Annotated in this window: 30 protein-coding genes and 3 pseudogenes; 31 read left to right on the top strand and 2 right to left on the bottom strand. The window is 35.3% G+C overall.

The window, feature by feature from the left end:
- Positions 1-14: 14 nt before the first annotated feature.
- From NYE36_RS09860 to NYE36_RS09900, 9 genes are read left to right on the top strand one after another with little or no spacing between them, the layout of a single operon-like run.
- On the top strand, positions 15-566 hold the full coding sequence (locus tag NYE36_RS09860; RefSeq protein ID WP_053574343.1) for a hypothetical protein: 552 nt from the start codon (positions 15-17) through the stop codon (positions 564-566).
- Positions 563-2,044, top strand: coding sequence for a DnaB-like helicase C-terminal domain-containing protein (locus NYE36_RS09865; RefSeq protein WP_342496904.1), 1,482 nt, complete (start codon positions 563-565; stop codon positions 2,042-2,044). Before NYE36_RS09860 ends, NYE36_RS09865 begins: the two co-directional genes overlap by 4 nt.
- Positions 2,045-2,065: 21 nt before the next feature.
- Positions 2,066-3,082, top strand: coding sequence for a hypothetical protein (locus NYE36_RS09870; RefSeq protein WP_095353278.1), 1,017 nt, complete (start codon positions 2,066-2,068; stop codon positions 3,080-3,082).
- A gap of 15 nt (positions 3,083-3,097) precedes the next feature.
- Positions 3,098-4,165 carry a PD-(D/E)XK nuclease family protein gene (locus NYE36_RS09875; RefSeq protein ID WP_342496905.1) on the top strand — a complete coding sequence of 356 codons (1,068 nt, stop codon included), beginning with the start codon at positions 3,098-3,100 and terminating at the stop codon, positions 4,163-4,165.
- Positions 4,166-4,171: 6 nt separating this feature from the next.
- Entirely contained in the window at positions 4,172-5,896 is a 1,725-nt protein-coding gene (locus NYE36_RS09880; RefSeq protein ID WP_174243291.1) for a DNA polymerase domain-containing protein, read from the top strand.
- Complete coding sequence (locus tag NYE36_RS09885) at positions 5,893-6,618, top strand: 3D domain-containing protein (RefSeq protein WP_342496906.1); 726 nt, start codon at positions 5,893-5,895, stop codon at positions 6,616-6,618. Before NYE36_RS09880 ends, NYE36_RS09885 begins: the two co-directional genes overlap by 4 nt.
- An 11-nt stretch (positions 6,619-6,629) precedes the next feature.
- Complete coding sequence (locus NYE36_RS09890; protein WP_014417936.1) at positions 6,630-6,833, top strand: YorP family protein; 204 nt, start codon at positions 6,630-6,632, stop codon at positions 6,831-6,833.
- A gap of 4 nt (positions 6,834-6,837) precedes the next feature.
- A complete protein-coding gene (locus tag NYE36_RS09895) occupies positions 6,838-6,996 on the top strand; it encodes a hypothetical protein (RefSeq protein ID WP_095353281.1) in 159 nt (52 codons plus the stop codon).
- Complete coding sequence (locus NYE36_RS09900) at positions 6,993-7,490, top strand: AAA family ATPase (protein ID WP_053574338.1); 498 nt, start codon at positions 6,993-6,995, stop codon at positions 7,488-7,490. The genes NYE36_RS09895 and NYE36_RS09900 overlap by 4 nt, the downstream gene beginning before the upstream one ends.
- Positions 7,491-7,528: 38 nt before the next feature.
- On the opposite strand, the gene NYE36_RS09905 is transcribed toward NYE36_RS09900, so the two are convergent.
- Positions 7,529-7,876: a hypothetical protein gene (locus NYE36_RS09905; RefSeq protein ID WP_053574337.1), complete on the bottom strand. Its 348-nt coding sequence runs from the start codon at positions 7,874-7,876 to the stop codon at positions 7,529-7,531.
- Between the two features lie 140 nt (positions 7,877-8,016).
- Between NYE36_RS09905 and NYE36_RS09910 the strand changes: the two genes are divergently transcribed.
- From NYE36_RS09910 to NYE36_RS09990, 17 genes and pseudogenes are all read left to right on the top strand, one after another.
- Positions 8,017-8,232 (top strand): hypothetical protein, encoded by a 216-nt coding sequence (locus NYE36_RS09910; protein WP_094032726.1) that lies wholly within the window; start codon positions 8,017-8,019, stop codon positions 8,230-8,232.
- A 279-nt stretch (positions 8,233-8,511) separates the two neighbouring features.
- On the top strand, positions 8,512-8,709 hold the full coding sequence (locus NYE36_RS09915) for a hypothetical protein (protein ID WP_094032725.1): 198 nt from the start codon (positions 8,512-8,514) through the stop codon (positions 8,707-8,709).
- A gap of 187 nt (positions 8,710-8,896) precedes the next feature.
- Positions 8,897-9,658, top strand: a complete 762-nt coding sequence (locus tag NYE36_RS09920; protein ID WP_342496907.1) for a hypothetical protein — start codon at positions 8,897-8,899, stop codon at positions 9,656-9,658.
- 525 nt (positions 9,659-10,183) lie between these two features.
- Positions 10,184-10,414, top strand: coding sequence for a hypothetical protein (locus NYE36_RS09925; protein WP_124692953.1), 231 nt, complete (start codon positions 10,184-10,186; stop codon positions 10,412-10,414).
- On the top strand, positions 10,415-10,612 hold the full coding sequence (locus NYE36_RS09930) for a hypothetical protein (protein WP_124692954.1): 198 nt from the start codon (positions 10,415-10,417) through the stop codon (positions 10,610-10,612).
- A gap of 82 nt (positions 10,613-10,694) precedes the next feature.
- Entirely contained in the window at positions 10,695-11,168 is a 474-nt protein-coding gene (locus NYE36_RS09935) for a hypothetical protein (RefSeq protein ID WP_342496908.1), read from the top strand.
- Positions 11,169-11,206: 38 nt separating this feature from the next.
- The gene (locus NYE36_RS09940; protein ID WP_094032722.1) at positions 11,207-11,602 is read left to right on the top strand and encodes a hypothetical protein; all 396 of its coding nucleotides are present in this window, start codon (positions 11,207-11,209) and stop codon (positions 11,600-11,602) included.
- 78 nt (positions 11,603-11,680) lie between these two features.
- On the top strand, positions 11,681-12,190 hold the full coding sequence (locus NYE36_RS09945) for a hypothetical protein (RefSeq protein ID WP_094032721.1): 510 nt from the start codon (positions 11,681-11,683) through the stop codon (positions 12,188-12,190).
- Between the two features lie 307 nt (positions 12,191-12,497).
- Positions 12,498-12,728, top strand: a complete 231-nt coding sequence (locus NYE36_RS09950; protein ID WP_069007296.1) for a hypothetical protein — start codon at positions 12,498-12,500, stop codon at positions 12,726-12,728.
- A gap of 23 nt (positions 12,729-12,751) precedes the next feature.
- Complete coding sequence (locus NYE36_RS09955; protein ID WP_327942577.1) at positions 12,752-12,997, top strand: hypothetical protein; 246 nt, start codon at positions 12,752-12,754, stop codon at positions 12,995-12,997.
- Positions 12,998-13,031: 34 nt separating this feature from the next.
- Entirely contained in the window at positions 13,032-13,181 is a 150-nt protein-coding gene (locus tag NYE36_RS09960) for a hypothetical protein (RefSeq protein ID WP_327942575.1), read from the top strand.
- Positions 13,182-13,199: 18 nt separating this feature from the next.
- A complete protein-coding gene (locus tag NYE36_RS09965) occupies positions 13,200-13,550 on the top strand; it encodes a hypothetical protein (protein ID WP_215532359.1) in 351 nt (116 codons plus the stop codon).
- Complete coding sequence (nrdI, locus tag NYE36_RS09970) at positions 13,547-13,942, top strand: class Ib ribonucleoside-diphosphate reductase assembly flavoprotein NrdI (RefSeq protein ID WP_327942573.1); 396 nt, start codon at positions 13,547-13,549, stop codon at positions 13,940-13,942. The genes NYE36_RS09965 and nrdI overlap by 4 nt, the downstream gene beginning before the upstream one ends.
- Positions 13,905-14,624, top strand: a pseudogene (locus NYE36_RS09975) (ribonucleotide reductase N-terminal alpha domain-containing protein); the annotation flags it as partial. The gene nrdI and the pseudogene NYE36_RS09975, both read left to right, overlap by 38 nt.
- 106 nt (positions 14,625-14,730) lie before the next feature.
- Entirely contained in the window at positions 14,731-15,414 is a 684-nt protein-coding gene (locus NYE36_RS09980) for an HNH endonuclease (protein ID WP_327942572.1), read from the top strand.
- Between the two features lie 153 nt (positions 15,415-15,567).
- Positions 15,568-15,990: pseudogene (locus tag NYE36_RS09985) on the top strand (ribonucleotide-diphosphate reductase subunit alpha); the annotation flags it as partial.
- Positions 15,991-16,270: 280 nt separating this feature from the next.
- Positions 16,271-17,227, top strand: a pseudogene (locus tag NYE36_RS09990) (ribonucleotide-diphosphate reductase subunit alpha); the annotation flags it as partial.
- Positions 17,228-17,269: 42 nt separating this feature from the next.
- Here the strand turns inward: NYE36_RS09990 and NYE36_RS09995 are convergent.
- Entirely contained in the window at positions 17,270-17,704 is a 435-nt protein-coding gene (locus tag NYE36_RS09995) for a hypothetical protein (RefSeq protein ID WP_335392212.1), read from the bottom strand.
- A 140-nt stretch (positions 17,705-17,844) separates the two neighbouring features.
- Between NYE36_RS09995 and nrdF the strand changes: the two genes are divergently transcribed.
- From nrdF to NYE36_RS10020, 5 genes are read left to right on the top strand one after another with little or no spacing between them, the layout of a single operon-like run.
- Positions 17,845-18,807, top strand: coding sequence for a class 1b ribonucleoside-diphosphate reductase subunit beta (gene nrdF / locus NYE36_RS10000; RefSeq protein WP_342496909.1), 963 nt, complete (start codon positions 17,845-17,847; stop codon positions 18,805-18,807).
- Positions 18,800-19,519, top strand: coding sequence for a hypothetical protein (locus tag NYE36_RS10005; protein WP_053574237.1), 720 nt, complete (start codon positions 18,800-18,802; stop codon positions 19,517-19,519). The genes nrdF and NYE36_RS10005 overlap by 8 nt, the downstream gene beginning before the upstream one ends.
- Complete coding sequence (locus NYE36_RS10010; RefSeq protein ID WP_342496910.1) at positions 19,520-19,762, top strand: thioredoxin domain-containing protein; 243 nt, start codon at positions 19,520-19,522, stop codon at positions 19,760-19,762.
- On the top strand, positions 19,755-20,003 hold the full coding sequence (locus NYE36_RS10015; RefSeq protein ID WP_342494125.1) for a hypothetical protein: 249 nt from the start codon (positions 19,755-19,757) through the stop codon (positions 20,001-20,003). Before NYE36_RS10010 ends, NYE36_RS10015 begins: the two co-directional genes overlap by 8 nt.
- Entirely contained in the window at positions 19,990-20,346 is a 357-nt protein-coding gene (locus NYE36_RS10020; RefSeq protein WP_342496911.1) for an aminoacyl-tRNA hydrolase, read from the top strand. The genes NYE36_RS10015 and NYE36_RS10020 overlap by 14 nt, the downstream gene beginning before the upstream one ends.
- The last annotated feature ends 8 nt before the right edge of the window (positions 20,347-20,354 follow it).

Consider the following 20,354-nt stretch of genomic DNA (forward strand, 5'->3'; position numbering starts at 1 on the left):
AGGAGAGGGTATTCTTGGCCAGAAGATGTGTATGTCAAATATGTAAAGCTAATGGAACTGTCGATACTTTTTTCAGGGTTTCTGACGATAAGGGGAAAAATAAATACTACTGTTCTAAGGATGAATATGAAAACTATATCAAGGATAAGGTGAAACGAAAAAACCTCTTAAATTACATAGCGAAAGATGTCTTGAATTATAGCGAGGGTCAAGTCATTTCTCCAATTTTTCTAAAAAAGATAGCCGAACTAAAAAGTTTTTATGATTATGAAGTGATACAAATTTGCTTTGAGAAGAACCAACAAACAATTCAATATTGGTTAACAAATAAAGAGTTTTACAATGAGTATGGAATGATTAGCTATATTTTTAAGATTGTTGAAAGTAACATCAATGATGTTTATAAGGAATGGCTACACGAGCAAAATCAGAGAATGATTGAAAAAAATCATCATCTTGATATTGCAATTGTAAATCAAACTAATATCGTTGATTCCACATCTTTAAAACAAAACAATTCACCAAAAAATATAACAGAGTTTCTGGATGGGGAGGACGAGTATTGAACAACTTAGATTCTTATCCAAAGGAATTAGTTGAAAACAGGGGACAAATTGAAGGAAGCTTTATATTTTGTTTATGGAAAAACCCTGATTTGTATGAGGATTATAAAGACCACGTGAGGGCGGATAGAGATTTTCTAACAGAAGACGGGAAATTTTATTACTCTCTAGGTTTAGAACTGAGCAACATGAATTATAAGAGCTTTGATGATGCAAGTGTTTTCAGCTACATAGAAGGTAAAGAAACATTAAAAAATGGTTTTATTCGGCGAGGTGGAATGAAAACCATTGATGAACTCAAGCACGTACTAAACGATGAAAACGTTGAGACATACTATGATGAACTGATTAAATTTAACATGATACTAAAGCTTCATGATAAGGGATTCAATGTTTCGAACGAGCTTGATAAATTCAAGAAGATGACGAGTCAGCAATTGTACAGTTACTTTGAATTTCAATTAGATAATGTTTTTCTGGGTCGCGGTTCAGGAGTAAAAATTGAGGATCTGGATTTGAATGAAGAGTTTGTCGAATCAATTGAAAACGGGGAAGAAATGGGATTAAGCTATTCAGCTGCATGTCCATTATTGAATTATCACACGCTTGGACTTCATAAATCTAATGTTCAAATTTTTGCTGGATTTAGTGGGACAGGGAAAACAAGTTTTTGTGTTTCTTCTTATATCATGTCAATTTTGGATCAGGGTGAAAAGGTAACAATTATCGCCAATGAAATGAATAAAAGGGCTTGGCAACATATTTTTATGGCAACAATTTTAAGTCATAAACTTGGTTATTATGGTTTACCAAGAAAGAAACAAAAAATGGGCAACCTGAAGCATGAGCAAAAGGAAATGTTACAAAAGGCAATTGAATATTATGAGAAGCATTACAAGGGGCGTATCAAATTTGCCAAGATATATGATTACAGCATTAATGATGTAAAGAGAATAATGAGAAGAATGGCAAAACAAGGCTTCGGTTATATGCTTTACGATACATTTAAAGCTGAAGATGCTGCTTCAACTAATGTAACAGGTGAGCTAATTGAAGCTTCAAAACAGTTATTACAAGTTGCGGAAAAAGAGGATATTTGTATCATCATTACAATGCAATTAGCCATTTATATGGAGAATACAAGATATCTAACAGCGTCTTGTTTATCAAATGCCAAAGCAGTTAAGGAGATTGTTTCCGAGTTAGTTCTAACAAGACCTTTATGGGAAGATGAATTCCCAGGAGGAAAATTCGATGTTAAACCCTATAGATTCAAAAAAGACTCGTCGGGAAAATTTACTAACATTAAAGAAGAAATTCAGTTAGACCTAAATAAGAAGTATAGATTATTCTTTTTGAATAAGACACGGAATGACGAAGGCGATACAGTGTTGCTATACCAATTTGACGGTGCATGGAATAAATGGATTGAGCTCGGTTATTGTACTCCTAAACATCAGAGAACTACAGAGCGGACATGATTACCAAGGGACGGTGAAATCATGGACGTATATGATCTTAAGAATCACATTATTGAAAAGCCAGATTACATAGAACTTATTTTAGAAAAGACGGGGTTTTACAACGTTGATGAACGCGGAAATGAGTATAGATGTGCAAGAAAAAAAGGAAGAAATCCGACATCAGTAAAAGTAAATAAAACCACTTTAGGTGCAACCTGTTTTTCAACCAACTTAAAAGGTGACTTGATAACACTTGTTCAAAAAAAATTAGGTTTATCTTTTCCCAAAACAATCAAAAGGATATCTGAAATAGTTGATTATAAAAGTGAAGAAGAATATAAACCACCTGAGTTACCATTCGGAGGTTTTTATAAGAAGATAAGAAAACTAAGTAATCCATTGGATTTGGATCTAGAAACATATTCCGATGACATTTTAGATCAATTTGTATCTGTTCCAAATAAGTTGTTTTATGAGGATGGAATATTACCTATAACCCAATCTTTGTTCCAGGTTGGTTACGATAGTGTTTCCGGAAGAATAACGGTTCCATGGAAATCTCTTAGTGGTGAATTGTGTGGTGTAATGGGGCGCCTTAATAAGAAGGAAGTTAATGATGAAGAAACAAAATGGTTGCCTATTATTTCATTTCCCAAGTCCAAAACGCTATACGGGTTTGTTGAAAATTACGGTTCAATTAGAGAAAAGAGCATTGTTATGATCGGGGAATCGGAAAAACATTCAATGTCCTTAGCAAGTAAGGGATTGAATGTTGGAGTTTCTTTAGGCGGTAGCTTTTTAAGCGAAATTCAAGCAAATCACATAAAATCAATGTTTCCGAAAAAGTCATTAGTCATGATGGATGAAGGATTAGGTGAAGAACATAGCGTAGAAATTGCCAACAGCCTAAAGTTTGAAAATTTCTTTGAAAATGAAGTTGGGTACATATTTGATCGTGAAAACAAGTATCTGCCTAAGGGATCAAAAATGGCACCAGCAGACCTTGATAAAAACACTCTACACCGTCTAATTAGAGACTGTACAGTTTGGATATGAAAAGGAGATGATTGATTGAAAGAAAAATTAAATGAATTGAGACAACAAGGGAAAAACATTTATTCCTTTTCAAAGCTCGGAACCTTTAATAACTGTGAATATGAATACTACAATACATACGTTTTGAAAAAGAAAGGCATAGATAATATTTATACCCTTATGGGTTCTGAATTACATAACGGGATTGAACAGATTTATAAAAATGAATTAAACATTGGAGAATTTAAAAAGGGATTTGAAAATAGATTAATTGAATTAGAGCTGAATGGAGTCAACTTTCCGAGTGACTCAATCGGGGACAGCTGGAAAGCAGACATTGGTCATTTCCTAAACAATTTTAATAAAATTGACAGCAAAATGGTTTTAGAGAAGCTGCTTGTATTTGAAATATCAGATGGAATATATCTTCAAGGATATGTAGATGCAATCCTGCCCAGTGAAAAAGAAAAACCGTACGTTAGTATTTATGACTGGAAGACATCAAGTAAGTTTGCCGGCAAGAAATTAAATGAAGCAGGAAGACAGTTATTGATGTACAAGCTTGCGTTGGAGCAAACAACTGACTTAAAAGTAGATAAAATCCTATGGTTCATGGTGAAATACGTTTATGTATGTACCCAAGGAAAAACCAAAGTGAAAAAGAAAATGTGTAACAGGGGTAAGTGGGTAAAGGAAATACGAATGCAGCTAGAAAAAGAGATGCGCACTCTGGAATATGATGATTTCGAAATTGACCTGTTGTTAGATAACGCAGTAAAAGAAAATAGCATAGACTGCTTACCTGAAGAGATTAAAAATAAGTATTGGCTTGAAGATTGTTTAGTTGAATACGAAGTTACTGAAGAGAAAATTAATGAACTGAAAGAATATATTACTGATACTGTTAAAAAGATTGAAAATAAAGACCGCGAAGATGAAACCCAATGGGAACCAGTGAAAATAGATAAATACAATTCCTTTTATTGTAGTGTCTTATGTGGTCACCGAAAAACATGCAAGTTTTATAAGGATTTTTTAAATAAATCATCAAATAAATTTAAGAAAAAGGATAAGACTGATTTGTTTGATAACCTATTTTCTTAGGGGGTAATGATGAGGAAGATATTCTATGACTTTGAAGTTTTTAAACATAACTGGATGGTTGTACTGATCGATTACGATACTAAAAAGGGTAAGGTTATTGTAGATGATGTTGATGAACTGAAACGATTCTATAAGATGTTTAAAGATGATATTTGGATTGGTTACAACTCTAGAATGTACGACCAATACATTTTAAAAGGAATTTTATTGGGAATGAACCCATATTTCATTAGTTCGAGAATCATTAATGATAATGTAAAGGGATTTAATGTTGTTGGAAAAGGTTATAAAATCCCACTGAATAACTTTGACATAACAACCGGTTTCCATAGCTTAAAGCAGCTAGAAGGCTTTATGGGTTCAAGGATTAAAGAGTCATCAGTACCATTTGATATCTCAAGAGCATTAACAGAAAAAGAAATTAAGGAAGTAGTTGAGTACTGTATTCACGATGTGAAACAAACAATTGAAGTGTTTGATAATAAAAAAGAGGAATTCGAAAGCCAATTGGCCCTAATTGAAGCCTTTGATTTGGAAATGTCTATGTTTACAAAGACAAAAGCCCAATTATCTGCATTTATCTTGGGGGCTGAAAAGCAAGGAAACAGGGGAGATGAGTTTGAACTTAGATTTCCTAATACATTAAAAATTAAAAAATATAAACACATTGTTGATTGGTATAGAAATCCTGAAAATCTAGATTATAAAAAAAATTTAAAGGTGGATGTTGCAGGTGTACCTCATATTTTTGCCTGGGGAGGTTTACATGGCGCAATACCAAAGTATAAAGATGAGGGGATAATTTTATGTTGTGATGTTGCATCTCTATACCCTTCAATCATGATTGAATATGATTACATAAGTCGAAACGTGAAAAACCCTTTGAAATATACTGAAATCAGAGATACACGGTTAGAACTTAAACGCAAAAAAGATCCTAAGCAGGCTCCCTACAAGATTGTTTTAAACTCAACGTATGGAGCAATGAAAGATCAGTATAATCCACTATACGACCCGTTAATGGCAAATAACGTATGTTTAGCCGGGCAGCTGCTGTTATTAGATTTGATCGAGAAAATTGAACCGTATTGTAAACTGATTCAGTCAAATACTGATGGGTTGTTTATGAAAGTTGAAAAGGAATCTGATATTGATTTAATTAAGGAAGTCGCAAAGGAGTGGGAAACCAGAACACGACTAGATTTAGAGTGGGATGTTTATGAGAAGATTTATCAGAAGGATGTAAACAACTATATAATCATTGATAAAGACCAAAAGTATAAATCTAAAGGTGCTTATGTTAAAAAACTAAACAACCTGGATTATGACTTACCAATTGTAAATAAAGCCATGATTGAGTATTTTACAAAAGACATTCCAGTTGAAAAAACCATCAATGAATGTGATCAGTTAAGAGAATTTCAAAAGATATCAAAGGTTTCAAACAAATATATGTATGCACTCTATGGAGAAGAAAGGCTACCTGAAAAAGTTTTAAGAGTTTTTGCTTCTAATGATGAAGATGCTAAAGGTGTTTTCAAGGTTAAAACAGAAGAACGAATTGAAAAAATCGGAAATACTCCACCGCGCTGCTTTATCAATAATGATAACGTTATTGATTTAAAAGTTCCTGATTATCTTGATAAGGAATATTATATAGAGATAGCCAAAAAACGAATAAATGATTATTTAGGAATATCGAATAGAAAGAAAACAAAGAAGGAGAAGTGATATGCATCGCCATTGAGAGTAAAAATAAAATTAAAACACACATTTTCAAGTCTGTTTATGGTATGATGATTTTAATTCCCTTAACCACTTTTTCTTACATAAGTTATGAGCAACATTTACATAAAACCGAGGGAAATGAAGACTCAATAAAAGAATCATTTTATAAGAAACCTAAACAGATTAGGATCCCATCAAGTGAGAATATTGTCTTGCGGTTATTTAAAAAAGCTCAAACGAACAAAGAACAACAATTAAAAAGGCATACAGAGAAGATTACCTCAGCAAAACTCATTAAACCTAAGCAAAGTAAAAAAAGGCACATGAGAGGAGGTGAAAAGGCAAAGCATAGAGTTTTTAAGAGTAAAAATAAAATTTATATTAAAGAAAAAGAAAACAAGCCACCGGCCGCAAAGAAAACCATCCAGGTTAAGCTGAGTGCTTATATTGCCCACTGCCAAGAAGGATGCACAGGAACAACTAGAACAGGTGTTGATGTTACTCAATCAATCTATTACAAAGGGTATCGTGTTATTGCAACCGATCCAAGTGTCATTCCCCTGAATTCAATTGTTGAAGTGAGCATTGGTGGGAAAACGTTCAAAGCAATTGCAATTGATACTGGAGGCGCAATTGTTGGAAATAAAGTGGACTTGCTTGTAGCAACCGAGCGTGACGCAATAAATTTTGGCAAGCAAAATGGGACAATATCGATTATTAATTAGGAGGCGATTAATTGCCGAAGTTTTGGTCTTATCCAGAAGGGTTAAAAGTCATCATAAATGAGAATGCAAAGAACGCTTGTCCTCATCATGTTGGACGGGAAGGGAAAATTATTGAATTGCTTCACTCTGCCACATATGATTACGCAGTCAGTGATGAGACAGGTGATATTACATTCTTCAAGGAGCATGAATTAAATCCAGCTAAAGGAGGTTAATTGAATGTTTAAAAAGGGAGAGAAGGTGATTGCAGGTTTTACAGAAGAGATTGGTGTTGTTGCGCAAGTTGATAAAGGACATGAGCAATTAGAAGTTGAGTATCCAGATGGCTCATATAGAGTGATTGGCTTCAGCAATGTGAGAAGGGTGGAAGATAAATGACGATGATAATTTTAGAAGGAACTGACTGCTGCTACAAATCAACAGTGGCAGATAAGCTTAGCAAAGAACTTGGATATCCGGTCATAAAGGGATCCAGCTTTGAATTAGCTAAGAGCGGTAATGAGAAGCTGTTTGAACACTTCAACAAACTGGCCGATGAGGACAATGTAATTATTGATCGATACATATATTCAAATTTGGTTTATGCGAGAAAGTTCAAGGATTACTCAATCTTAACGGAAGATCAGCAAAGGGAGATTGAGGAGAAGATTAGATATAAAGCAAAAGTGGTTTATTTACATGCTGATCCGAAAGTTATTAAGCAGCGTTTACTTGAACGTGGTGATGAATACATAAATGATCGAGACATTGAGCCGGTCTTAGAGTTATACCGAGAAGTAATGAGCGATGTAGGATTACATACATATTCGTGGGATACAGAACAATGGAATAGTGATGAGATCGTAGAAGGTTTGATTCAATTATTTGAGTAAAAAATAGAGAGAAGGAGTGAATTAACACTCCTCAGTAACTAACGTGCTTCTACTGTGATTTTAAAAATTACATAATTGTCGTTAATGTCATACGCGTAAACCAATGCTGTGCCCAATGTTGAATGAGAGGATACAACACCACTGGAACTAATGCTAATAAGGTTGCTTCCAGAAACAATTTCCCACCGGGTGTAACCTTTTAATAGAGATACGTTAGAATTCCTAAGCATGTGGTAATCAACTGTACCGAGCGGATCGCCTAGCTGCTTAACTTGGTCAACTGATTTGACAGGTGTTAGGGCTGAAGCTTGTGATGTGAATGCAGGGAGAGCTAGTGTTGTAAGCGATAGAGCAGAAACAATCAATCCTTTGTAAAACTTTTTCATAAGAATTACCTCCTAGGTTTTGATTGTAAGTACAACCCTAGTCTAACATGTAAAAAATTTGAAATGTGTGAAGTGTTTGTGAAACTGATTAAAATATCTCTTTTAAAGAGTAAAAATAAAATATAAGAGGTGGGTCTGCAATGAACTATCCAGAAAGCTTAAAAGAGAAGGCAGAAAAAATTAAAGATGAAGTAAGAAGCGGCAAATTAGACGAGGGGAAAATAAAAGCCATTGCTAAGGCTGCAGTTGAGCTTTTAAGATCCGAAGAGAAGAGCCATACATATTATGCAGAAGTTGCTGGTGCGATTGCTGCAAACCTAGAAGAGTTTTTTAAGACTTACCTAAAAGAGGATTAATACAACAGGATAAAAAGAAAGGATAAAGGGATGTTTATTGAAAAGGTACTATGTTAGATGTAAAGATCACAATGACGAAAACGCTTCTTTGGTAATTGAAGCAGCGTCTACAGAAGAGGCTAAACGAAAGGCATTAGACATACATAAGGTAAAGATTGTTTATAACGTGAGCATTGGTGAAGGCAGGGGGACAAATTACCTTCAGAGAAAACATTCACCGTACATAAAAAATAACAACAGCAAGGCGGTAATTATCTTTTCATAAGGGAGGACGGATCCATGTATATATCTGATCCAATAAAAGAAACACTCGTGCAAAATATGGATCAACTTAGTAGCAGAGTTGATGAGTTGTTCATTTACATTGAAAATGAGTTGCCTTCAACATCTGAAAGACAATGGAAAACTATAGACAAAAAATTCGGTGAGATTTTTACTAAATCTAAGGAATTACAAAATTACATAAGTTGTTTATAAAGGTGAGCAATATCCCTTTGATATAAGGACATCTGTGTTACTTAATATTCAAAATCGTCAGTATTTCTTAACAATTATTTATATGATTGGTAGCATTTATTAAAGAAAGAAGGTGATTTATGAGATTGTCTGTTTGATAAGTATTGGTGCCAGATGAGAATTATATTTTTACAAAGGGGATATTTTAATGAACAGTTATTTTTATCGAACGATCTTAGCATTAGTTGCCGTATTTGTGCTGGCCTTTTCAACATTTCCTCCGAACAGTGATGCAAAGAGCACAATCTCAACAGATAATGTCGACAAGGATAAAGTAAAATCAGAGGCAGAATTTATTGCAGATCACACTATTGATGTGAGTAAAAAGACTAAGGAAAAACTTCTTTCCAAGGCAGAAAAAGCAATTGAAGATGGAGACATTAAGTATCATAAATCAAACGAAAAGGTATTTGATAATGCATCAGTTAGAGCTATTAAGTATGATGATGGCACAGTAACTTATTCGGTTTCTTATTTATACGTGGACACTGAAAAAGTAGACAGAGTTAGCTCATTTAATGTTTCGTTTGATAGCGATATGAATATTGAAGAGTACTATGAAGTTGACATGAAGAAAATCAGCAGCACTCAAAACGAAATGAATTATTGGGTTAATGGCGTTAAGAATGAGGACAAGTCTGGGGTCTTTGAAACAAAACAAACTTCAGAGGACAAAGGAAGTACATCTAACATGATGAGTGCTCAGAAGAGTTGGACTGGATGCATATCAGATTGCTTAGGTGATAAGAATATTAGCCAATGGGCAATTACCGGTTTAGCTATTTTATGTGGAGTTTCATGCACAGCTGGTGTTCCAGCAACAGCAGGGACTGCTTGCTATGCTTGTGTAAACTCTGCTGGTATTATTGGTGTAAATGCATTCTTTGATTGTATGGAGAAGTGTAAATGATCAATATCTTAAGTAAAATACTATTTATTTTGTCTGGTTGCGCTTTGTTGATCTTTGGGATAATTTTAAAGAATGGATCAATGGCTTTTGGATTGTTTGCCTTATTCTTCATAGCAGCAATAATTGTTCGTGTATTTCATAAACGAACTCAAAACCATTAGCAGCAGCCTTATTGTACTGTAGGGGAGGAAACTCTCCTACTTTTTAAAAAATATTCAGAGTAAAAATAAAATAGTTATTGATTGTTCAGGAGAAAGCGAGTATATTAGAAGTATAGGAAGCGAGGTGATGCATTGGAGTGTGTTAAATGCAGGGATCACATTGGCGACATCGTTTATTACATAAGAATAGCTGACAACAAAGAATATAAGGAATTCGCGGTACATAAAGAATGCGGAGAAGCAATCAAGAAAGAATGTATTGAAAATTGTAAAGACATGAAATTAGAAAAGACATTGGATTACTTGCAGTTATTTTTAGAGTAAAAATAAAATATTCCTTTTATCGAGAATGGAGAGATGCTAAATGGATAAATTGAAAGTTTGTTTACATAAAAAAGGTGCTCATACGTTAGAAAGAACTGTTAATGGGGCCTGGATATTAGATTCAAAACCAATTACTCAGGATCAAGCAATTAAAGAACTAGTTGAAGCGGTTAGTGATTTAGGATATTGGTGCCAAGTAGCAAAAGATGTTTTAGATAAAGAAGATTTTAATGCAGTTCAAGAAGCGTATGAATACAAAGAGGAGGTATAAATGGCGAAATCAAGATTAAACGGTTATTGGGATAACAAGTTGGATGCCAACGAAACAGTTTATGTTGAGAGGGTTTATAAGAAAGGATATGTAACTGGATTTAAGTATTTACAAGTTGGTGAGAAAGAAGTTACTTCACCATTTAGGGCTACATATGAAGAGTTAGAGGGGAATTATAATCAACGGAAATATTCATAATTTCCCGGGCAAGCGCAGTATACGACAAATCAAAACAAATAATGTCTTTAGGTGAATAATAAACAAAAAGGAGAATTGAGTCATGGAAACATTAGATGCGCCAATTTATGAGATTAAGCAAGAAAGCGATTGGCATAAGACTGAGAAGAAACGAAGAGAAGGCATTAACAAGTTCTTTGATGAATTCGAAGCAACCTACGGAATTAAGGATGGTTTTTCGTTTTATAATTCTGAGTATTTCGGGGTTCGGGCAGGAACAGAAGCATATGACTTCTTTAAAGATGAAGTGATGAAAAACCCTACAAAAGATGGCTTCTATGCATTTAAAAAACGTTCTAAGTATTTTTCCGAGATTGGGTCTATGCTAAAGAAAGCAGAAGAGGTAAATCCTTTCAAAGGTCATGAGGTACTTGGGAGAAATAATATAGCTGCATACCAATGGATAGGCGATAGATGGTTTTTTAGCGTATGGGATGAAAAACGTGTAGAAGGTGAAGAAGCTACACCTATTGACTATAAAGAGTATCTGAAAATTGTAATGGAGCATTTAGATTAAAATTCAATTTTTAAAGAGACTTATAAGGAGGCGAATAAGTGGGACGCCATAAAGCAACGATAGAAGGATTGGTTATGAAAGAAAGCTATTACGCACATCGTGCACCAGGCACAGTAAGATGGATTGCTCAGCCAGTGTGTAAAGTAATTCGCACTGACCCAATCTTCGAGGGGCATATAGATATTGAGCCTATAGAAATTGGAGGCAAGGTTTATATCCCCGGACTTAATGAATATGTCATAGTGACTGACAGGCAGCGAAACATACATAACGAATGGACATATCAAACAGACAGAGTGATTAAGACAATTGTGGATGAAAGAAGCTTGAAGGAATGCGAAGAACTCAATGAGGAGAAAGCAAAAAGCAATGGTGATCTTAGACAAAGGCTTATAAAAGTTTCTTGGTGGAAGAGGTTTTGGAATTCTGTGTAGCAGGTGAGATATAAATGAAGGAGTTGTTTTTTTAAAAGTCTAAATGAAAATTATATTCATATTAAGAGGTGTATTCCTATGGAATGGTTAGTTAATATATTGCAGTTGAGTGCTGTAGGAGTAATAACAGCATCGCTGATAAATTGGAATTCAAATAAAGTTAGACAAAGGGATCAGGCAAAGATATATGAAAAGATTGAGAAAATAAAAATTTATGAGAATCAGTCAGCAACCAAAAAATCGGAACAATTAGAAGAGTTTTGGAATATGTTTTTAGACTGTTTTGATACCAATAATTTAACCGAAGAAGAGCTTTTAAAATTTAATAAAGATTTCAATAAAAGAATGATGAAGTTAATAATCAACTTAGTTGGTAGCGCTTCTGATTCCACAATTTTAAAATTTAAAGAATACAAAACATTCGATTTTGATGGGCAAAATAAAGAAAAACAAATTGAGGCGATACTTTTGTTAGCAGAATTAATAATTGAGTATAGAAAAGATCTTGGGCATAAAGATACCAAGATAACACCAAATGATATTTTACCTCTTTATATAACAGATTGGACTACATTTTCTACAAATTAAATAAAAGGATGATTTTAAAGAGATAAGGGGAGTGAGAAATGATATGCAGAGAATGTGGGAACTCAACTGATTCAATGTTTTGCAGCAAGAAGTGCCGAGAATCTTATTTAGACTATCTCAACAGCAGTTCGTCGTTGACCCCAGAAGACAAATAAAGAATAAAGGATGATGAAGACTGGAATACACTAAACATGGAAATTTAGTAGAAGGCTATATAACATTCAATCTTTATTTTGAGACATTTGAATACAAAGAAGATAGCTTATTAGAACAAGAAAAATTCACCACAGTTAAAGAGTTATTCAACATGATGCAGCCAGACTATATTGAGGAACTAAAGCAAGAAAACGGTGCAGATCAGGTTGAGGTTCATGATATTGCGTTTAGAGCTAAAGAGGATGACACTGAGGCTTTCATCACAATGTATGACAACTCAGGAAACTATCGAATCTCAACAAATCTTGATGTAAGTGGATTGGATAGCGAGTACAAGCAAACATTACAAAGCATTAAAAGCATTGTAGATAAAAAACTCTAAGAGTAAAGAAAAGGAAGATGAGGATGAATAAAAAATTCGGATTGTACATTAGGGGAGAACTTGTTAAAACTTATAATGATGCGGTTAAAGCTCACAAAGATGCTATTTTTGCTCAAGAAGAAATTGGAGTTCCACATGAGGTGATTCAAATGAATTTACATATGGATGAGGCAATTGAATTCCTCAATAAATATGATAGCAGTTCAAAAAGCGCACAAGATGCTCAGACTTTGTTAAGAAATTTAAGGGCACTATTCCAACAAAACTAGATAAAATCACAGTTTCAATGGAAGGGGAAGGAAAATGAGTGCAGCAAGAAAGTGGAGAGATCTGAGAAGCAAATTAATTGGATATAAGGCTTTCGGTAAGTTTAGTGATGTTGTTATTGACCATATTCTCAATGATATGAATGAGTTGGACGTAAGACACGGAAAAGATAAAAACAAAAAATAAAGAAAAGGGAGTTGTGGAATGGGAGCTGCTAAACAGTTATACGTTAAGCGCAGTCACTTTGTAACCTTGGATGAAGCAAAAGAAAATACGCAAGTACATATGAAGAATGGTGGTTCATACACTGCTTTAAAAGGAGAACTGATTGCGACAAATTTAGAAGGGGATCAAATGGTTATCACGCAAGAGCAGAAGGATAACTACGTTCCAGTACCGATGACAGAGCTATCAGACTATGAAGCTCAAATGGCCAAAGGCTATGCTGAGATGGCTGAGATCAATTTAGAAATGTCTGAAGCATTCCATCATGCTGAAAATGAAGCAGAAACAACTACGAATAGCTTAGTTAACGGGGAATATAAAGAATATTGATTATTACATATGAAAGCAAGACAGGTAACGTTAAAAGGTTTGCTCAAGCATTACAAAGGGAGTTAAACTTTGACATCATTGAAATTACAGATGACTTAATTGTTGAAGAAGAATTCTTACATATTACATATACGATAGGCTTTGGGGAAGTACCTGAAAGGACTTTAAATTTTATTATTAATAATAAAAATAAAATAAAAGGAGTTGCTGTGAGTGGTAACAAGGTTTGGGGTGATAACTATGGTTTAGCTGGGGACAAGCTTTCAGCAATGTTCCATGTACCATTGTTATTAAAGTTTGAACTAAGTGGAACAAAACAAGACTTGCAGAAGATTAATCGGGAGGTACAACTTATTGACAAACACAATACCAAAGTGGATCAAGCTCAATAATGAGATCATGATTCAGAAAGACGGGAAGTTTCAATTTGAGAAGGATAAGGAGGCCGTACACAGTTACTTTGTTGATTACATTAATCAAAACACAGTCTTTTTCCATGACTTAAAAGAAAAACTGGATTATCTGATTAAAAACGATTATTACGAAGAAGAATTCTTAAGTAAATACACATTTGAACAGATTAAATCAATTTATAAAATTGCTTACAGTTACAAATTCAGATTCCCATCTTTCATGAGTGCCTTTAAGTTCTACAATGACTATGCATTGAAGACAAACGACAAAACAAAGATTCTGGAAAGATATGAAGATCGCGTCTCAATTGTAGCTTTATTTTTCGCAGGTGGAGACTATGAAAAGGCTATTGAGGAAGTACACGTCATGATGAAACAAGAGTATCAGCCGGCAACACCTACTTTTCTTAATGCAGGGCGTAAGCGAAGAGGTGAAATGGTAAGCTGTTTCTTGCTTGAAGTGGGAGACAGTTTGAATGATATTTCACGGGCGATTGATATCTCCATGCAGCTTTCTAAGCTAGGTGGAGGAGTAGCGCTTAATCTAAACAAATTAAGAGCCAAAGGTGAAGCGATTAAAGATGTAGAGAATGCGACTAAAGGTGTCGTAGGTGTTATGAAGCTATTGGATAATGCTTTTAGATATGCCGATCAAATGGGTTGATTTGGCCCCTTTCGTCAGTAATGGCGATCGAAAACCTCTTTAATTCATGGGAACTCCTCAGATGGTTTGGGTCAATCACAAGCCAATATAAAGGGGGACAATCATGAGCGAAGCAAGACGACCGCATAACAAGTTAGATATTGATGAAGATTTTATTCGCGAAAATTATAGTTCAATGACTGCCAAAGAAATAGGAGAGAAATTGGGCGTGTCTAGAGAAGCAATTAATCACCGTGTAATAAAGATGGGACTAAGGAAAACACAAATTCCCTTTGTTTTATTGAAGGGAGAGGTAGTTACTCCAATTGCTGATTTCCCTGGGTACGGGATTACAAATCATAGTAGAGTGGTTAATTTGAAAAAGAAGACTGTTTTAAAGACTAAAATTGATGGTCAAGGGTATGCAAAAGTGATCTTATATAAGGAAGGCAAGCAAGTCGGTAGACGTGTGCATAGATTGGTTGCGCTCAACTTTATACCTAATCCCGAAAATTTACCTTATGTAAATCATATCGATGGTAACAAAGCGAATCCAAAGGTTTCAAATTTGGAGTGGGTTACACCAAAAGGAAATGCTCAGCATGCTTTAAAACATGGACTGCTTTTGATTGGAGAAAAAAGCCCAAAGGCTAAAATTTCTGAAATTCAAGCACTGTCAATTTTAAATGATTTTAAAAGTGGTAAGTCCATTAAAGAACTCTCTGAAATACACACATATGCGAGTAAAACAATCATTAAAAAAATCTGTTTGCGGCAAAAGTGGAAACACTTAGATCAAACGTCTTGAACGTGCAACGACTAGCCGAAAGGCGTAGGCTGCAAGCTATTGGCAGTCGAAACAGGAGGCACCCTCTTAGGGTGAAGATATAGTCTAACCTTCATGGTAACATGAAGCAGCCATATGGCGGGGCGTGCTTAGCGAACACGTCTGAATGGTCTGCAAAGACAAGGATCAGGAGCAGCTTATCTAAGTGTATTCCATCCCGATATTATAGACGTCCTTGATACCAAAAAAATTTCAGCAGATGAGGATGTCCGAGTTAAAACACTATCCATTGGTGTAGTGGTTCCTGATAAATTCATTGAATTGGCAAGAGAAGATAAGGACTTTTACATGTTCTATCCTCATTCAGTTTACAAAGAATATGGACAGTATCTTGATGAGATGGACATCAATAAAATGTATGATGAGCTTGTTGAAAATCCAAGGGTTAGAAAAGCAAAGGGGAATGCTCGGAAGCTGTTGGAGCAATTGGCCATTCTGAGAAGTGAATCTGGCTATCCTTATATTATGTTTGCTGACAATGTAAATAAAGTGCATCCAAATGAACATATTTCAAAAGTGAAGTTTTCTAATTTGTGTTAACTGTAGCACCTTCGGTCAGTAATGATCGTAGCAAACCCGTCTAAACGGTGAAACTCTATTCAATAGACAATACCGTGCTAAACCGCACCTTGCGGAAATGCCGAACGACTATCGAAACCACGCATACGCGTAAGGGAGTAGAGTACATCGCAAGCATATGGCGATGGAAACGGCGGGCGGCCTTATAGGTCGATGATATAGTCTATTCTTACGAGTGATCGTAAGCAGTTCATAAGAGAACGGACGAGAGTGTTGCGCCTTTCGTTGAATATTAAAGTCAGAAGTACTCCAAGCATCACAAGTGTCAGTTTATACAGATTACGATCAGGAAGATGAAATTGGATTAGATATCTCATGTAATCTTGGATCCATGAACATTGTAAATGTAATGAGTAACCAATCAATTGCTTCAACGGTCAGAATAGCAATTGACTCACTGACAACTGTCACAAGGAAAACAAACATTGTAAATGCCCCAGCTGTTGCGAGAGCAAATACACTAATGCGATCAATTGGTCTAGGGCAGATGAACCTGCACGGTTTTCTAGCTCAAAATAAAATTGCTTATGAAAGTGAAGAAGCAAAAGACTTTGCAAATACATACTTTATGATGGTTAACTTTTACTCCCTGCAGCGTTCAATGGAAATTGCAAGAGAAACAGGGGAGACGTACTACAAGTTTGATGGATCAACCTACAAATCAGGCGCGTATTTTGATAAGTACGTGACAAATGATTATAGCCCTAAATATGAAAAGGTTAAAAACCTGTTTGGAGATCAACATATTCCTAACATTGAAGATTGGATGAAGCTTAAAGAGAATGTTATGAAATATGGCTTGTATCATTCATACAGGCAAGCTGTTGCACCTACTGGAAGCATCTCATATGTTCAATCATCTACGGCCGGTGTAATGCCTATTATGGAGAGAATTGAGGAACGTACATACGGAAACAGTAAGACATATTATCCAATGCCAGGTTTATCGGCTCAGAATTGGTTCTTTTATAAGGAAGCGTACGACATGGATATGTTTAAGGTAGTTGATCTTATTGCAACAATTCAGCATCACGTTGACCAAGGAATTTCATTTACGTTGTTCCTAAAGGATACGATGACGACGAGAGATTTAAACCGGATTGACTTATATGCACATCACAAAGGAATTAAAACGCTGTATTATGCTCGAACGAAGGATACTGGGCAGGAAGGTTGCTTGTCATGTGTTGTTTAAACAAAAAAGGAGTCAGCCTCTGTCTGACCCCTGGGTTTTTAATTAAAGTCCCCTTGCTTTAACAAAAGCCTTAATATCTTCACCGTCATCATTAGTTACACGGACTTTATAAGAACCTTCTATATCTTTTACGTAAAAGGTTGTTTCTTTGAACTTTCCTGGTTTCACTGTAATACCGTCTGCTATTCTCTTGCCGTCAGGGTTCGTAATTCTGTACTCAAAAGGGTAGGCTCCATCATTCGCAATGTAAATTCTGATTTGGTCGTCTTCACTTCCATAATAATCGAAGAAAAAGGTTCCTTTAGCTGAAAAATTGCCAGTTTCACAAATTAAAGTGCCACCGCCTTTACACCTATCATCTGCTAAAGGATTTATGACTTTCAGAGGATTTTGAAGCGGCTTAGCTGAAGCAGCAGTACTACCAATAGTAGGTATTAGCCCTAAAACCAAAGCACCAATAATCAGTTTCTTTTTCAATTTTTATTCCTCCCTTAATAGTGAATATGTTGCATTATAAAACTTACAACATTTATAAAATAATTCCTTCTTCTTACATACCGTAAGGGGCGAAAAATATTTAGGAGGCCACATTTTTGTCACAACTAAACAAAAACAAGATGTATACGGCAGCAAACTGGTCAAAGCATGAAGATGATTTCACCCAAATGTTTTACAACCAAAACGTAAAGCAATTTTGGCTTCCGGAAGAGATCGCATTAAACGGCGATCTTCTCACTTGGAAGTATTTGGGTAAAAATGAGCAGGATACGTACATGAAGGTGCTCGCCGGCCTGACACTGCTTGATACAGAGCAGGGGAACACGGGCATGCCGATTGTGGCTGAACACGTAGACGGCCACCAGCGGAAAGCGGTATTAAACTTTATGGCCATGATGGAAAATGCTGTCCATGCGAAATCTTACAGCAACATCTTTCTTACATTAGCTCCGACGGAGACGATTAATGAAGTCTTCGAATGGGTGAAAAACAATAGGTTTCTTCAAAAGAAAGCAAGAACAATTGTTTCAATTTATAAAGCAGTTGAGAAAAACGATGACATTTCCCTATTCAAAGCAATGGTTGCATCTGTGTTTCTGGAGAGTTTCTTGTTTTACTCAGGGTTTTATTATCCACTTTACTTTTATGGACAAGGGAAGCTCATGCAGAGCGGGGAAATTGTAAATTTGATTATCCGTGACGAGGCGCTACACGGCGTTTACGTCGGTCTATTAGCACAGGAGATATACAAAAAACAAACGCCTCAGAAGCAAAAAGAACTGTTTACATGGGCTTTAAGCTTGCTCCAAGAGCTTTATGAAAATGAATTAGAGTATACAGAAGATGTCTATGATCAGGTTGGTTTAGCTCCAGATGTAAAGAAATTTATCAGGTACAACGCAAATAAAGCTTTAAACAACCTAGGTTTTGATCATTGGTTTGAGGAAGAAGATGTTAACCCAATCGTTATTAATGGATTGAGTACTAAAACCAAGTCGCATGACTTCTTTTCAATGAAGGGCGTTGGCTATAAAAAAGCAACAGTAGAATCATTAAGGGACACGGATTTTATATTTGATTAAACTTAAAAAAGACAGTCTTGTCGGTAAAGTTTATGTGAATAACGCAAACCAAAAGTACAAAGTGGTTCAAGTTTTTAGAGAAATGAACAGATATAAATATAGAATTCGATTTCTTAAAACTGGGTATGGAAGAGTTGTTGAAAAAGTTGAAATGAAACGCGGGAAGATAAAAGATAAGTTTGAGAAGTCTGTATTCGGAGTAGGGTACATGGGCAATGTGAAAATGACTGATCATAAAAAGGAGTACAGTGTTTGGAGCGGAATGCTTGAGCGTTGCTATCATCCAAGGGGAAGTGGTTATGAAAGATACGGTGCCAAAGGAGTGACTGTGGAAAGAAGGTGGCATTGCTTCGAGAATTTTTTAGAGGATCTCCCTTTGATTAAAGGGTATGATGAGATACTGTTTTCTCAAGGAAAGATTCATTTGGATAAAGATAAAATTCAAATAAATGTGCCAATAAATAAAAGGAAATACTCACTTGTAACATGTTGCTTCTTAACTAAGAAAGAAAACAACAATTATAGAGACTTAGAAAATATTAAAAAAGAAATATTCGCATTATCTCCTGAAGGAGTTTTGATTGAAGCTAAAGGAATTAGGGAGTTTGCAAGAGACCATGGATTAATTAAACAAGGTATTATGCGGTGTTTATCTGGAAGGGCTAAAACACATAAAGGATGGAAATTCAAATATAAAAGAGAGGCGATTTAAATGAGATTAATTAAATTAGAGCAACCGAATTGTAATCCCTGCAAAATGGTATCTAATTATTTAAATGAAGTAGGAGTTAAATATGAGACAGTTGATGTTACACAAAAGCCAGAAGTAGCAGTGCAATTTGAAGTAATGGGTGTACCGGTAACTGTCTTGCTTAATGAGCAAGGAGAAGAAGTAAAGCGGAGCATTGGCTTTAAGCCTGATGAGCTTGATAAGTTAGTGAGGGAGGTTGTTTAAAATCACAGAAGAGCAAAAGTCTTTAATTAAGATTGGTGACACACTTAAGTGCCTAAAAGGTGATTGGCATTTTGAAACCAATTGCAATTACACAGTTTATGGAGATAATGCAGACAACACCGGTACACCAGTCATCTGGTGTGATGAAGTATCTCCTCATACAGTAAAGAGTTTGAATTTGGAACAGTGGGAAATCGATCAGAAAGGATCAATAAATGAGGTTAAATATGAGAGATTATAGAATGTATATTTTAGTTAACGAGGATATCAAAATCAGCAAAGGGAAGTTAGCTGGGCAGGTTGGGCATGCAGTAATGAGCTATGTATATCACAAAGCAGTCAAGCCATTAAGTGAAGGAAGAGAAATTAAAAGCCTAGATGAATATATGAAAGAACAAAAGAAAATCATCTTAAAATGCCCCCAATACAAACTTGAAGAGTTAGAACATGCAGGAGGATATACTGTTATTAGAGATAAAGGTTATACGCAGCTTGAGCCTAATACTCTGATTTGTATTAACTACGGCATTAAGACACCTGAAGAGCTTCCTGAATGGGTGAGAAATCTTAAACTCTACAATTAAAATATTGT

It is taken from the genome of Bacillus sp. FSL R5-0593 (genome assembly GCF_038603755.1).
GTDB classification, from domain to species: Bacteria; Bacillota; Bacilli; order Bacillales; family Bacillaceae; genus Bacillus; species Bacillus velezensis.

Coding starts and splice junctions, on each gene's coding strand:
- NYE36_RS09870 (WP_095353278.1), top strand. CDS start 2,066: ATGGACGTATATGATCTTAAGAATCACATTATTGAAAAGCCAGATTAC.
- NYE36_RS09880 (WP_174243291.1), top strand. CDS start 4,172: ATGATGAGGAAGATATTCTATGACTTTGAAGTTTTTAAACATAACTGG.
- NYE36_RS09895 (WP_095353281.1), top strand. CDS start 6,838: ATGTTTAAAAAGGGAGAGAAGGTGATTGCAGGTTTTACAGAAGAGATT.
- NYE36_RS09900 (WP_053574338.1), top strand. CDS start 6,993: ATGACGATGATAATTTTAGAAGGAACTGACTGCTGCTACAAATCAACA.
- NYE36_RS09905 (WP_053574337.1), bottom strand. CDS start 7,876: ATGAAAAAGTTTTACAAAGGATTGATTGTTTCTGCTCTATCGCTTACA.
- NYE36_RS09910 (WP_094032726.1), top strand. CDS start 8,017: ATGAACTATCCAGAAAGCTTAAAAGAGAAGGCAGAAAAAATTAAAGAT.
- NYE36_RS09915 (WP_094032725.1), top strand. CDS start 8,512: ATGTATATATCTGATCCAATAAAAGAAACACTCGTGCAAAATATGGAT.
- NYE36_RS09920 (WP_342496907.1), top strand. CDS start 8,897: ATGAACAGTTATTTTTATCGAACGATCTTAGCATTAGTTGCCGTATTT.
- NYE36_RS09925 (WP_124692953.1), top strand. CDS start 10,184: ATGGATAAATTGAAAGTTTGTTTACATAAAAAAGGTGCTCATACGTTA.
- NYE36_RS09930 (WP_124692954.1), top strand. CDS start 10,415: ATGGCGAAATCAAGATTAAACGGTTATTGGGATAACAAGTTGGATGCC.
- NYE36_RS09935 (WP_342496908.1), top strand. CDS start 10,695: ATGGAAACATTAGATGCGCCAATTTATGAGATTAAGCAAGAAAGCGAT.
- NYE36_RS09945 (WP_094032721.1), top strand. CDS start 11,681: ATGGAATGGTTAGTTAATATATTGCAGTTGAGTGCTGTAGGAGTAATA.
- NYE36_RS09950 (WP_069007296.1), top strand. CDS start 12,498: ATGATGCAGCCAGACTATATTGAGGAACTAAAGCAAGAAAACGGTGCA.
- NYE36_RS09955 (WP_327942577.1), top strand. CDS start 12,752: ATGAATAAAAAATTCGGATTGTACATTAGGGGAGAACTTGTTAAAACT.
- NYE36_RS09960 (WP_327942575.1), top strand. CDS start 13,032: ATGAGTGCAGCAAGAAAGTGGAGAGATCTGAGAAGCAAATTAATTGGA.
- NYE36_RS09965 (WP_215532359.1), top strand. CDS start 13,200: ATGGGAGCTGCTAAACAGTTATACGTTAAGCGCAGTCACTTTGTAACC.
- NYE36_RS09980 (WP_327942572.1), top strand. CDS start 14,731: ATGAGCGAAGCAAGACGACCGCATAACAAGTTAGATATTGATGAAGAT.
- nrdF (WP_342496909.1), top strand. CDS start 17,845: ATGTATACGGCAGCAAACTGGTCAAAGCATGAAGATGATTTCACCCAA.
- NYE36_RS10010 (WP_342496910.1), top strand. CDS start 19,520: ATGAGATTAATTAAATTAGAGCAACCGAATTGTAATCCCTGCAAAATG.
- NYE36_RS10020 (WP_342496911.1), top strand. CDS start 19,990: ATGAGAGATTATAGAATGTATATTTTAGTTAACGAGGATATCAAAATC.